This is a genomic window from Xanthomonas albilineans, from assembly GCF_009931595.1.
In the GTDB taxonomy this organism is placed as follows: domain Bacteria; phylum Pseudomonadota; class Gammaproteobacteria; order Xanthomonadales; family Xanthomonadaceae; genus Xanthomonas_A; species Xanthomonas_A albilineans.
On record NZ_CP046570.1, the window covers coordinates 999631 to 1012250 of the forward strand.

A 12620-nucleotide genomic window follows, 5' to 3' on the forward strand; every position below is an offset into this window, starting at 1 on the left:
CCCTGCCCGTTGGTGTGAATGCTGCTGCGCATGACCTATGGCATGGCACGCAGGTGCTGTTGCAGGCATAGCATGGTCGTTTTCTTGTCCGTTATCGTTCCCTTGGGGAGAGTTCATGAATAATTCCACCGCCTGGATGGCGCTCTTGCTGCTGGCCGCCACTGCTCCGTTCCAGGCTGCGGCCCAGACCGCGCCACCGCGTGATGTGCCATTTGCCGGCACGTTGAAGATCGATGTCGATGCCACCGATCTGCCGCATCGCATCTTTCGCGTGCGTACCACCATCCCGGCGACGCCAGGGCCGATGACCTTGCTGTATCCGCAGTGGATTCCCGGCAATCATTCGCCGACCGGGCCGCTCGACAAACTGGCCGGATTGATCATCAAGGCCAACGGCAAGGTATTGCCGTGGACGCGCGATCAGTTCGACGTGTACGCGTTCAAGATCGAGGTGCCGGCCGGCGTCAACGAAATCGTCGCCGAGTATCAGTTTTTGTCCTCGCAGGGCAACGGCCAGGGCCAGGTGATGATGACTCCGGAGATGCTCAACCTGGAGTGGAACACCACCATGCTGTATCCGGCGGGTGTGTACGTGCGCAACATCATGACCCAAGCCAGCGTGACCTTGCCTGCGGGCTGGAGCTACGCCACGGCGTTGGACACCGCCACCCGTTCCGGCGACAGGGTGACGTTCAAACCGATCACGTTGGAAGATCTGGCCGATTCGCCGATGTTTGCCGGCAAGTACTACAAACGCATTGTGCTGGATGCAAAGAGTAAGGCGCCGGTGGCGCTGAATGTGTTCGCCGACAAGCCCGAAGCGTTGGACGTCAAGCCCGATGGGATCAAGGCACATCAGGTGCTGGTGCAGCAGATGGACAAGCTATACGGCGCACGTCATTTCGATCACTACGAATTTTTGCTGGCGCTGAGCGAAAAACTTGGTCGCGTCGGCCTGGAGCACCATCGTTCCAGCGAAAACAGAGAGCCGTTGGATTATTTCACCGATTGGAACCAGAGCTGGCAAGTGCGCGACCTGTTGCCGCACGAGTTCAATCACTCCTGGAACGGCAAGTATCGCCGTGGCGTCGACATCGCCACACCGAACTTCAACGTGCCGATGGGCGACAGCCTGTTGTGGATGTACGAGGGCCAGACCCAGTTCTGGGGCCAGGTGATCGCGGCGCGCTCGGGGTTGTGGACGCAGACGCAAGCGCGCGACGTACTCGCCAACGTCGCGGCGAGCTACCAGCGCGGCCATCCCGGCCTGACCTGGCGTGCACTGCAGGACACCACCAACGACCCGACCATCTCGCTGCGCCGGCCGCGCGCCTATGACAGCTATCAATTGAGCGAGGACTATTATTCGGGTGGGCAAATGATGTGGCTGGAGGTCGATGCGAAGTTGCGCGAACTGAGCGGCGACAAACGCTCGCTGGACGATTTCGCCAAGGCATTCTTCGGCATGCACGACGGTGCCTGGGACGTCAATACCTACACCTTCGACGACATCGTCGTCGCGCTCAACGGTATTGCCAAGTATGACTGGGCCAGCTTCCTGCGCAGCCATCTCGACGGTCATGGCTCACTGGTCGGTGGTATCGAGGCCAGTGGTTGGAAACTCGTCTACACCGAGAAGCCGAACGAGGCCAGCACGAATACCGAATCGCGCGGCAAGAGCCTCAACCTGACCTATTCGTTGGGCCTATATCTGGACGAGCGGGGCGAGGTGGATGATGTGCTATGGGATGGCCCGGCGTTCGCTGCCGGCATCATGGCTGGCAACCGCATCGTCGCGGTCGCTGGTCGCGAGTACAGCGCGGAAGCGCTCAAGCAGGCGATTACCGCAGCCAAGGGTGGTGGCGCGCCTCTGGAGCTGCTGGTCAAGCGCGGTGACCGCTACGACACGCTGCGTCTGGATTACCACGGCGGCTTGTTGTATCCGCATCTGGAACGCATCGCTGGCAAGCCGGATCGTTTGAGCGAGCTGTATAAGACGCGCTGATGGCCGAGTGCGTCTGCCGATGCCGTGCGCGCTGAGGGCGGCATCGGTGGTCGCCACTCGTCGCCGCGTCGTTGTGACCGTATGCTGTGATCGTGTGTGCGTGGCATCGCCGGACGTGTGCTGGACATCGCATCGCGGCGCTTGCAGAGCGTTGCCTGTAGAGGCTGGAAGCGCTGCTACCGTTTCTGATATCGGATGGTCGAGATGTAGCAACAGGTGGCCACGTAGTGCAGTCGTGTACTGGGTGTGACGCAATCTGCTCACACACCACGCTGCGTGTCAGCCGATGCATCATCGATGCAATGGGGGTGAGTATTTCATCTGTGCTGTTGTATCGCGCATTTGCTTTGGTGTGGATGCGCAAAATTTATGTCGTCACCGTGTAAGTTGATGTGGCGATGGATGGAATCTTTATGGGTGTGCGCTCTAGTGTAGATCGCCCTGTTAAACGGGCTCTCAATCCACTCACGTTTCCCTGCGCAGGTTCTTCCCCATGCAGTCGTCTTCTCATACGCGAGCTTCCGGTGCCGATGTTCTGGAAGCTTCCGATCCCTTGCCGCAAAGCGGCGAAAACTTCGATCCCGCGCTGCTGTTCGGCAATCTCGACATGAACGTGCGACAGCGCGCGCGCTACGTCGATGCGCTGGTCCAGCAGGATCGCCAGCATGCGCGCATGCCGTACCACCGCGAAATCGTCTCGCCTGCCGATCGTCAAGTGATGGTGCTCGATCGCGATACCGGCAAGGCGCAGCCCATGCTGATGTTCGGTTCCAACAACTATCTTGGCTTGGCCAATCATCCGCATGTGCGCGAGCGGGTCACCCGCACCATCGCAAAATACGGCACCGGTATTGGTGGGCCGCCGTTTCTCAATGGATATCTCGGCATCACCCGCGAACTGGAACAGCGCCTGGCGGCGCACAAAGGCCAGGAAGACGCGATGATCTTTTCCAGTGGCTTTTCCGCCAACCTGGCGCTGCCGGGCGCACTGATGCGCGAAGGTGATCGGATGTACTACGACGAATATTCGCATGCGTCGTGGTTCGATGGCTTGAAGCTGGCGGGCGTCAGCGCGCGTCGCTTCCCGCACAACGATCTGCAGCGGCTTTCGCACTGGCTGGGTCAGCATGATTGCAGCGGCCGCGACGTGTTCGTCGCTGTCGAGGGCGTGTATTCGATGGATGGCGACCTGGCGCCGTTGGATCATCTGGTGACGCTGTGCAAGCGCCATTCGGCGATGCTGGTGGTCGACGATGCGCACGGCACCGGTGTGCTCGGTGCGTATGGCGGTGGCAGCGGCGAGCACTTCGGCGTGGCGAAAGAGATCGACGTGTTGATGGGGACATTCAGCAAGACGCTGGCGGTCAATGGCGGCTTCGTCTGCGGCTCGCGCCCGCTGATCGAATATCTGCGCTGGATCTCCCGTTCTTACATGTTTTCCGCTGCGTTGCCGCCCGCCACCATCGCCGCGGTGCATGGCGCATTGGACGTAATCGAAAGCGAGCCGGAGCGCATGTGTCAGTTACATGCCAATGCCGCTTCGCTGTGCGCGCGGCTCAACGCCTTGCGCTGGGGCTTGAACGTGTCCACACCCTCGGCGATTCTGATGGTGCATACCCCGGCGGACATGGATGCCAAGGCGGCGGCGATGCGCTTGCATCAGTTGGGTATCTTCGTCAATCCGGTGCATTTCCCCGCAGTGCCGCGTGGACAGGAGCGCTTGCGGATCAGTGTGATGTCCACGCACACCTCGGAAGATCTGCAGTGTCTGGCCGACTGTATCGACCAAGTCTGGGACGAACACGCGCGCGGTGAGGCGCGGCTTCGCCAGGCTGCCTGATCGGCGTCGCAGCGCGCTTGCCGTTCTCGCCTGGCGAGACGCGCTGCGGTTACAGTGGGACATCCCGTTGTCGTCCGGATGTCCCATGGTCAAGAGCGTCGTCAGCAAAGCCAGAACCGCATACGTCTGTGGCGAATGCGGTGCCGACTACACGAAATGGCAAGGGCAGTGCGCCGAGTGCGGTGCCTGGAATACGCTGAGCGAGATCGTGCTGGAGCGCGCGACCGCAGCGAGCGTCCCAGCCGCTGCGCGGCGCGACGGCTGGGCCGGCAAGGCCGAAACGCCGAAAATCACCGCGCTCAAGGATGTGGAGCAACGCGACCAGGCGCGCGTGTCCACCGGCATCGGCGAGTTCGACCGGGTACTCGGTGGTGGCTTGGTCGAAGGCGCGGTGGTGCTGATCGGCGGCGATCCGGGCATCGGCAAGTCCACCTTGTTGCTGCAGGCGCTGGCGAAGATGGCCAGCACGTTGCCGGTGCTGTACGTGACCGGCGAGGAATCGCTGGCGCAGGTGGCCGGGCGCGCGGTGCGCCTGGACTTGCCGCTGGACGGCCTCAACGCATTGGCCGAGACGGGTATCGAACACATCCTGCAGCACGCCAGCGCCGCGCGGCCGAAGTTGATGGTGGCCGACTCGGTGCAGACCCTGTGGACCGAGGCGCTGAGCGCCGCGCCCGGGTCGGTCAGCCAGGTGCGCGAGAGCGCGGCGCGACTGGTGCGCTATGCCAAGGAGACCGGCACCGCGGTGTTTCTGGTCGGTCATGTCACCAAGGAGGGCGGCATCGCCGGTCCGCGTGTGCTCGAACACATGGTCGATGCGGTGCTGTACTTCGAGGGCGAGAGCGGTAGCCGCTTCCGCCTCTTGCGCGCGTTCAAGAACCGCTTCGGCGCGGTCAACGAACTGGGCGTGTTCGCGATGGGCGAGAAGGGGCTGAAGGAAGTCTCCAATCCATCGGCGATTTTCCTGTCCGGTGGCAGCGCGCACCAGCCCGGCAGTTGCGTGATGGTCACGCGCGAAGGCACGCGCCCGCTGATGGTGGAAGTGCAGGCGTTGGTGGATACCTCGCCACTGTCCAACCCGCGTCGGGTCGCGGTGGGCCTGGAGCAAAACCGATTGGCGATGCTGCTGGCGGTGCTGCATCGGCATGGCGGCATCGTGGTCGGCGACCAGGATGTGTTCGTCAACGTGGTCGGTGGCATTCGCGTGCAGGAGACCGCCGCCGATCTCCCTGTGCTGCTGGCGGTGCTGTCCTCGTTGCGCGACCGGCCATTGGCGGAGAAGACCATCGCCTTCGGCGAGGTCGGCCTGTCCGGCGAGATCCGCCCGGTACCCAACGGCGAGGATCGGCTGCGCGAGGCGGCCACGCATGGGTTCAAGCGCGCCATCGTGTCCAAGGCCAATGCGCCCAAGATCGGCACGGTCAAGGGTATGGAGGTGATCGCGGTGGAGCGGCTGGCGCAGGCGCTGGAGGCGGCGAGCGCTTAGCGGTATGTGCGTGCACGCAGTGGTGACATGTCCAGCGGCATGGCGGGCTGACCGGCAAGGTCGTCAACGCTGACGCGCTATTTTTTGTTATCAGGCACCATGCAGCCACACGGTGGCCCAGGAGCAAACGATGAAGCCCGGCAATGCAGCCAGAGAGCAATGGCGCCTGGGGCCAGGCATTCGTAGACAACTCGTGCTTCTCTATCTTCATGGGTTCTCGGCGAGTCCCGGCGATGCCGGCGATCTGCCGGAGCAGATGGCACAGGCGCTGGGTGCCAATCTCTACGTCCACCGCTGGCCGGGGCACGGTGAAGCCGCGCCGGACGCGATGCAAGGGCTCACCCGTGGGGGCCTGGAAACATCGGCTCTGGAGGCACTGGATCGAGCCTGCGCGATGGGGGATGTCGTTGCGATCGTTGGATCCTCGCTCGGCGCCACGCTGGGACTCTGGCTTGCGGCCACGCGGCCCGCGGATGTTGGCGCTGTCGTTGCGTGGTCGCCCGCGGTGGAGGCTGCCGACCCTGGGTTCCTGGATCAGTTGTGCGCGGCGGCCGAGCCGTTGAAGGTGCCCGGAGAGCGTTCGCCGACGGTCCAAGCCTACTGGTCGCAGTGGATACATCCCGATGGCTTCAACGCGCTGCGCGATACGCTCAGTGCAAACGCGGCCGATCCGCCGTGGTCCAGGGTGAAATGCCCGGTGTTTCTCGGCTATTACCGTGATGCAACTGGAGCAGAAGATCGCACGGCATCCGTGCCTGCGATGTTGTCCATGTTCGATGCACTGGGAACGCGCCCGCAGCACAAACGCGCACTGCCGTTCGCCGCCGCGGCTCATGCCATCGGGTCGCCGTATAAATCGCAGCTTGCCGTTGCGGTGGCGACGGCTTCGGTAGAGTTCTTGAATGAAATGCTGCCATGCGTGGTTAAAGCCAGCGCTGTTCAAGCCAGCGCGGGATAAGCAAACGGCAGGAAATCGTAGATGTCGAGCAGGCTGTGGGGGACGATGGTGCAGGGCAACCGGCTGAGATCATGATGCTGCGGTGACGCGCAGGCGCGTCCGATTGCACGTGGTGGCTGGCGTCGTTCGAGGTTGCTGTCAGCAGCGCACAGCGACACGCTGCAGGTGCCGCTGAAACCGCTCCTGCATTGGAGTCCAGCGCCTAATGCGAATCGCGGGCGACCTCTGCGCCGCTGCCGCCGACCAGAAAATCCAGGTCCGCCCCCAGATGTGCTTGTTGCACGTGCTCCACGTAGAGCTTGCTCCAGCCGCGCGTCGGGGCGGGCAACGGAGTCCATTCGCTGCGTCGGCGTAGCAGTTCCTCGTCGCTCACTTCCAGATGCAGCGAGCGGCCGGGGACGTCGAGTTCGATGATGTCGCCGTCGCGCACCAGTGCCAGCGTGCCGCCGGTGGCGGCCTCGGGCGAGGCGTGCAGAACCACGGTGCCATAGGCGGTGCCGCTCATGCGTGCGTCGGAGATGCGCACCATGTCGGTGATGCCGGCGCGCAGCAGTTTCGGTGGTAGCGGCATGTTGCCGACCTCGGCCATGCCGGGGTAGCCGCGCGGGCCGCAGTTCTTCAGCACCATGATGCAGTCGGCGTCGATGTCCAGCGCTTCGTCGTCGATACGCGCTTTCATGTCTTCGATGCTCTCGAATACCACCGCGCGGCCACGGTGCCGCAACAGGTGCGACGAGGCGGCGGAGGGTTTGATGACCGCGCCGTCCGGGGCCAGATTGCCACGCAGCACGGCGATACCGGCCTGCTCGCGGAACGGCGCATCCAGTGCGTGGATCACCGCGCGGTTCCAGCACGGTGCCTGCACGACGTTCTCGCCCAGGGTGCGACCGTTGACGGTGCGCGCATCCAGGTCCAGTTCGGCGCCGAGTTCGCGCATCACCGCCGGCAGTCCGCCAGCGTAGTAGAAATCCTCCATCAGATAATCGCCCGATGGCTTCAAATTGACCAGGCACGGCAGGCGCGAGCCTAATTGGTCCCAGTCGTCCAGGCTCAGCGGCACCCCGATGCGACCGGCGAGGGCAAGCAGGTGGAGCACGGCATTGGTGGAACCGCCGATGGCGGCGTTGACCTTGATCGCGTTGGCGAACGCCTGCCTGGTCAGAATCTGCGACATGCACAGGTCTTCTTCCACCATTTGCACGATGCGCCGACCGCTGAGCCGCGCCAGCCGCGCGCGGCGCGCATCCACGGCCGGGATCGCCGCATTTTCGGGCAGCGACATGCCCAGTGCCTCGACCATGCTGGCCATGGTCGAGGCGGTGCCCATGGTCATGCAGCTGCCTTTGGAGCGTTGCATGCAGGCTTCCGCTTCGACGAACTCCTCCTGCGCCAGAGTGCCGGCGCGGACCATCTCCGACATCTGGATCACCCCGGTGCCCGAGCCCAGCGGCTGTCCGCGCCAGTTGCCCGACAACGAGGGGCCACCGGACACGCCGATGGTCGGCAGGTCGACGCTGGCCGCTCCCATCAGCAGGGACGGTGTGGTCTTGTCGCAGCCCATCAACAGCACCACGCCATCCAGCGGATTGGCGCGGATCGATTCCTCCACGTCCATGCTGGCCAGATTGCGGAACAGCATCGCGGTCGGTCGCATCTGCGTCTCGCCCAGCGACATCACCGGGAATTCCAGCGGAAATCCGCCGGCTTCGTAGACGCCGCGTTTGACGTGTTCGGCCAGTTCGCGCAGATGGCCGTTGCATGGGGTCAGTTCCGACCAAGTATTGCAGATGCCGATCACCGGGCGGCCATCGAACATGTCGTGCGGATGGCCTGCACTCTTGAGCCAGCTGCGATAGTAAAAGCCTTGCTTGCCTTCGCGTCCGAACCAGGCCTGGCTGCGGCGTGGCGGTTTGCTGGGTGAGCCCATGCTGGCGTTCCTCGTGTCCGGGTCGCCGGGTTCCGCCTGTGTGCAAGCCGCCCCCGGATGCTTTACGCAGATGATGCTAGCGGGCATATTGATACATGAAAAATAACAAATATCTGGTTAACGATATTTTTTTTTACATGCGGCAATCCCATTCACCTAGAGCGAAACGGCATGGACAACTCGGCAAACGCAGCGTCTTCTTCCCATGCTCAGGCAACATACGGCAGCTTGCGTGGGCGTCGGGTGTTCATCACCGGTGGCGGCTCGGGCATTGGCGCGGCGTTGGTCGAGGCTTTCGCTGTGCAGGGCGCGCAGGTGGCGTTTGTTGATGTCGCCGCCGAGGCCAGCGCGGCGCTGGTCGAACGTCTGGCTGGCGCTGGCCTGGTCAAGCCGTGGTGGCGCCGTTGTGACGTCACCGATGTGGTGGCGCTGCAAGCGGCGATCGGCGAGGCGGCGACCGAGCTGGGCGATTTCCATGTGCTGCTCAACAACGTCGGCAGCGACGACCGCCACGCGTTGGACGCGGTGACCCCGGCGTACTGGGAGCGCTGCGTGGCGATCAACCAGCGTGCCGCGTTTTTCGCTATCCAGGCGGTGGTGCCCGGCATGCGTAGGCTCGGTGGCGGCGCCATCGTCAACCTCGGCTCCACCGGCTGGCAGACCAAGACCGGTGGTTATGCGGTCTACGCCACCGCCAAGTCGTCGGTGAACGGTCTCACCCGTGGCCTGGCGCGCGAACTGGGCGCAGCGCGGATCCGCATCAATGTGCTGACCCCGGGCTGGGTGATGACCGAACGCCAGATCACGCTGTGGCTGGACGAGGCCGGCGAGCGCGAGTTGGCCCGCAACCAGTGTTTGCCCGATAAAGTGATGCCGGAAGACATTGCGCGCATGGCATTGTTTCTGGCCTCGGACGAGGCGCGTGCGATCACCGCGCAGGAGTTCGTGGTGGATGCCGGTTGGACTTGATGCACAGCCGGTGTGCTCAGGGAGGGGCTACTGGCGACGGTTGTTGTCGCAGGGACGGCAGTCCGACAGGATCGCCGTGTCTGGTGGGTTCTTAATGTGTGCGTTTGTGTGTGGGTTTGCGGCGACCAACCGCGCTTCTATAGCGAGCGTGCAGGGACGCGGTAGACGTGTGCATTGTCCTTGCTAGTGGCGGTGGCATCATGCGTGGGTGAGCGGCTCCGCGTCCGGCATGGCGATGCCATACACCTTGGCGGCGGCGTCTTGCAGTGCTTGCAGCATGATCCGCGCGCTGGGCGAGAGCAGCCAGTCCCTGCGGGTGATGATGCCGAACGCATCCATGCAGCAGGATAGTTCCACCGGCACGATTGCCACGCTGCCGTGGTCGACGAAATGCCGGGCCACGTCCACCGGCACTACCGCGACATGATCGCTGTGCCGCAGCAACTGCGGCAGCACCGCCAGCGCGGAGGTTTCCAGCACGCGTTTGGGCGCTTCCAGCCCGACGTTCTGGAACATCAGTTCGAAGCGGTGGCGCAATACGCTGCCGTCCGGTGGCACGATCCAGGCGGCGTCGGCCAGCGCACGCAGCGACGGTGGAGGGCCTGCCAACAACGGATGCTCGGGACGGACGATGGCGCAGATGTGTTCCTCGGCCAGTGCCTGATAGTGCAGGTGACGCTTGTCGTGGCGTGCGAGCAGCCGCGCGACCACGATGTCGAGCTTGTTTTGCGCCAGTTGTTCCAGCAGCACGTCGCTGCCGTCCACGCGCAAGGCCACGCGCAGTAACGGATGCTGTGCGCCGACCTGGGCCAGTGCGGTGGGCAGCAGGCTCATCGCCGGGCCGGCGATTGCACCGACGCTGACGTTGCCGGCATACCCGGCCTTCAGCGCCTCGATCTCGGCGCCGGCCTCGTTGAGGCTGGCCAGAGCGATGCGTGCGTGGCGGATCAGCGTCTCGCCATACCAGGTCGCGCGCATGCCGCGCGGCAGGCGTTCGAACAGGAGAACGGCCAGCATGTCCTCCAGATCCTTCAACAGCTTGGAGGCGGCCGGTTGCGATATGTTCAATGTCTCGGCGGCGCGATGGATGTTGCCTGCTTCTTCGATGGCTAGCAGCAGCATCAGTTGACGGGTCTTGAGGCGGGCGCGGACGAACCAGGGTGTGGCGGTAGGCATGATGCGCCGAAGTATACGAATGTTCGTATAATTTAAGCCAAAATCGATATTTGTTGCATATAGGTCATGCCGCCAGAATGACCACGCACGCCGCCTGGTGGACGTTCCTGCGCCGCGCGAAATTTTCCCCGTATTCGACAGGCGACCGATTCATGCGATTGATCCAGTTGCGCGAGGCCTCCGGTGTTCCTGCTGTGGGCGTGGTGGAAGCCGAGGGCACCCAGGTTCGGGTGCTGCGCGAGGTCGCCTCGACCTACGCGTTGGCCAATGCGGCGCTGGCCGCCGGTTGCAGTCTGGACGCGCAGGCCATGGGCCTACGCAGCGAGCGTGTGCTGGATTACGCCGAGTTGCTGGCGAACGGCCGGGTCTTGTCGCCGTTGACCCATCCGGACCCGGCGCACTGTCGCGTCACCGGCACCGGCCTGACCCATCTGGGCAGCGCCGCCACCCGCGATGCCATGCACCAGAACCTGCAGCAGCAGGCCGATGCCGGTACGCTCACCGATTCGATGAAGATCTTCCAGCTTGGCGTGGAAGGGGGCATCCCGCGCGACGGCCGGCCCGGCGCCCAGCCGGAGTGGTTTTACAAGGGCGATGGCAGCATTCTGGTGGCCCCGGGCGCCGCGCTGCCGTCGCCGGATTTCGCCCTGGATGGCGGCGAGGAGCCGGAATTGGTCGGGTTGTACGTGATCGCTGCCGACGGTGTGCCGTACCGGCTCGGCTTTGCGCTGGGCAACGAATTTTCCGATCACGTCACCGAGCGGCAGAACTATCTGTATCTTGCCCATTCCAAGTTGCGCGCCTGCGCGGTGGGGCCGGAACTGCGCAGCGGTGAATTGCCGCGCGACCTGCGCGGTAGCAGCCGCATCCGTCGTGGCGATGCGGTGATCTGGGAGAAGCCGTTCGTCACCGGGGAAGCCAATATGTGCCATTCGCTGGCCAATCTCGAATACCACCATTTCAAGTACGCCGCGCACCGTGTGCCGGGCGATGTGCATCTGCATTTTTTCGGTACCGCCACGCTCAGTTTCGCCGACGGTGTGCAGACGCAGCCGGGTGATCGTTTCGAGATCGAGCTGCCTGCCTTGGGCGCGGCGTTAGTCAATCCGTTGCAGCGGGTGCCCGCCGGGTTCGATCTGGGCGGAGTGCGCGTGTTGTAGAGATCGATCCCATGCGCGCGCCGACCTGGGAGGCCAGGCGGCCGCTGCGGCGCGAACGCCGCATGCGCCACACGCGCGCCAACAAACTGAGGAAGGGCTATGCAGAACTCGGGAATGCGTGCGGCGATGTTGGGGATGCTGGCAATGCTGGGATTGGCCCTGGGCGGATGCTCGGGCGGCGGCAAGGACGCGGGCAAGGCATCGGGGCAGATCACGGTCGGCTTCAGCCAGGTGGGCGCCGAGAGCGAATGGCGCACCGCCAACACCGCCTCGATCAAGCAGGCCATCGCCGATGCCGGAATGAAGTTGAAGTTTTCCGATGCCCAGCAGAAGCAGGAAAACCAGATCAAGGCCTTGCGCTCGTTCATCGCCCAGCGCGTGGACGTGATCGCGTTTTCGCCGGTGGTGGAATCGGGTTGGGAGACCGTGCTGCGCGAGGCCAAGGCCGCCAATATTCCGGTGGTGCTGACCGATCGCGCGGTGAAGGTGTCCGACCAGAGCCTGTACGTCACCCTGATCGGCTCGGACTTCGTCGAGGAAGGGCGTAAGGCCGGGCGCTGGTTGCTGCAACAGTCGCCGTTGAAGGATGGCGACCAGCCCGTGCGCATCGTCGAATTGCAGGGCACGGTGGGGTCGGCGCCGGCGATCGACCGCATGCGCGGTTTCAAGGAGGTCATCGCCGGCAATCCGCGCTTTCAAGTGGTGCGCTCGCAGAGCGGCGACTTCACTCGGGCCAAGGGCAAGGAAGTGATGGAGGCGTTCCTGAAAGCCGAAGGCCGCCACATCGACGTGGTGTACGCGCATAACGATGACATGGCTATCGGTGCGATCCAGGCGATCGAAGAGGCGGGACTGAAGCCGGGCAAGGACATCCTGGTGATCTCCATCGATGGAGTGAAAGGTGCGTTCGAGGCCATGCAGGCCGGCAAGCTCAACGTCACCGTGGAATGTAATCCGCTGCTCGGCCCGCAATTGGTACAGGCGATACGCGAGATCAAGGCCGGCAAGTCGCTGCCCAAGCGCATCGTGGTCCAGGAGGCGGTGTACACCCAGGCGCAGGCCGCGGCCGAACTGCCCAAACGTAAATACTGACGGGCAC

9 protein-coding genes are annotated in these 12620 nt (G+C 63.8%); 7 read left to right on the top strand and 2 right to left on the bottom strand.

Going from position 1 to position 12620, the window contains the following annotated elements; genetic code table 11:
• Positions 1-115: 115 nt before the first annotated feature.
• The 4 genes from XaFJ1_RS04395 to XaFJ1_RS04410 all read left to right on the top strand — a co-directional run bounded on the left by XaFJ1_RS04395 (position 116) and on the right by XaFJ1_RS04410 (position 6289).
• On the top strand, positions 116-2005 hold the full coding sequence (locus XaFJ1_RS04395) for a M61 family metallopeptidase (RefSeq protein WP_012915460.1): 1890 nt from the start codon (positions 116-118) through the stop codon (positions 2003-2005).
• A 493-nt stretch (positions 2006-2498) separates the two neighbouring features.
• Complete coding sequence (locus XaFJ1_RS04400) at positions 2499-3845, top strand: aminotransferase class I/II-fold pyridoxal phosphate-dependent enzyme (protein WP_012915461.1); 1347 nt, start codon at positions 2499-2501, stop codon at positions 3843-3845.
• An 85-nt stretch (positions 3846-3930) separates the two neighbouring features.
• A complete protein-coding gene (gene radA, locus XaFJ1_RS04405; protein ID WP_012915462.1) occupies positions 3931-5331 on the top strand; it encodes a DNA repair protein RadA in 1401 nt (466 codons plus the stop codon).
• A 130-nt stretch (positions 5332-5461) separates the two neighbouring features.
• Positions 5462-6289, top strand: coding sequence for an alpha/beta hydrolase (locus tag XaFJ1_RS04410; protein WP_012915463.1), 828 nt, complete (start codon positions 5462-5464; stop codon positions 6287-6289).
• A gap of 202 nt (positions 6290-6491) precedes the next feature.
• Here XaFJ1_RS04410 and XaFJ1_RS04415 read toward each other — a convergent pair whose 3' ends face one another.
• On the bottom strand, positions 6492-8216 hold the full coding sequence (locus tag XaFJ1_RS04415; protein ID WP_012915464.1) for an IlvD/Edd family dehydratase: 1725 nt from the start codon (positions 8214-8216) through the stop codon (positions 6492-6494).
• Between the two features lie 171 nt (positions 8217-8387).
• On the opposite strand from XaFJ1_RS04415, the gene XaFJ1_RS04420 reads away from it, so the two are divergent.
• Positions 8388-9185, top strand: a complete 798-nt coding sequence (locus tag XaFJ1_RS04420; protein ID WP_045756755.1) for an SDR family NAD(P)-dependent oxidoreductase — start codon at positions 8388-8390, stop codon at positions 9183-9185.
• Between the two features lie 198 nt (positions 9186-9383).
• Here the strand turns inward: XaFJ1_RS04420 and XaFJ1_RS04425 are convergent, their stop codons facing one another.
• Positions 9384-10361 carry a LysR substrate-binding domain-containing protein gene (locus XaFJ1_RS04425; protein ID WP_012915466.1) on the bottom strand — a complete coding sequence of 326 codons (978 nt, stop codon included), beginning with the start codon at positions 10359-10361 and terminating at the stop codon, positions 9384-9386.
• A 152-nt stretch (positions 10362-10513) separates the two neighbouring features.
• Between XaFJ1_RS04425 and araD1 the strand changes: the two genes are divergently transcribed.
• On the top strand, positions 10514-11521 hold the full coding sequence (gene araD1 / locus XaFJ1_RS04430; protein ID WP_045757209.1) for an AraD1 family protein: 1008 nt from the start codon (positions 10514-10516) through the stop codon (positions 11519-11521).
• A gap of 99 nt (positions 11522-11620) precedes the next feature.
• Entirely contained in the window at positions 11621-12613 is a 993-nt protein-coding gene (locus XaFJ1_RS04435) for an ABC transporter substrate-binding protein (protein ID WP_012915468.1), read from the top strand.
• The last annotated feature ends 7 nt before the right edge of the window (positions 12614-12620 follow it).

Excerpts from the sequence above, each read along its gene's own strand:
- XaFJ1_RS04425 (WP_012915466.1), bottom strand. The coding sequence starts at position 10,361 with ATGCCTACCGCCACACCCTGGTTCGTCCGCGCCCGCCTCAAGACCCGT.
- XaFJ1_RS04400 (WP_012915461.1), top strand. The coding sequence starts at position 2,499 with ATGCAGTCGTCTTCTCATACGCGAGCTTCCGGTGCCGATGTTCTGGAA.
- XaFJ1_RS04395 (WP_012915460.1), top strand. The coding sequence starts at position 116 with ATGAATAATTCCACCGCCTGGATGGCGCTCTTGCTGCTGGCCGCCACT.
- XaFJ1_RS04410 (WP_012915463.1), top strand. The coding sequence starts at position 5,462 with ATGAAGCCCGGCAATGCAGCCAGAGAGCAATGGCGCCTGGGGCCAGGC.
- XaFJ1_RS04420 (WP_045756755.1), top strand. The coding sequence starts at position 8,388 with ATGGACAACTCGGCAAACGCAGCGTCTTCTTCCCATGCTCAGGCAACA.
- XaFJ1_RS04415 (WP_012915464.1), bottom strand. The coding sequence starts at position 8,216 with ATGGGCTCACCCAGCAAACCGCCACGCCGCAGCCAGGCCTGGTTCGGA.
- XaFJ1_RS04435 (WP_012915468.1), top strand. The coding sequence starts at position 11,621 with ATGCAGAACTCGGGAATGCGTGCGGCGATGTTGGGGATGCTGGCAATG.
- araD1 (WP_045757209.1), top strand. The coding sequence starts at position 10,514 with ATGCGATTGATCCAGTTGCGCGAGGCCTCCGGTGTTCCTGCTGTGGGC.
- radA (WP_012915462.1), top strand. The coding sequence starts at position 3,931 with ATGGTCAAGAGCGTCGTCAGCAAAGCCAGAACCGCATACGTCTGTGGC.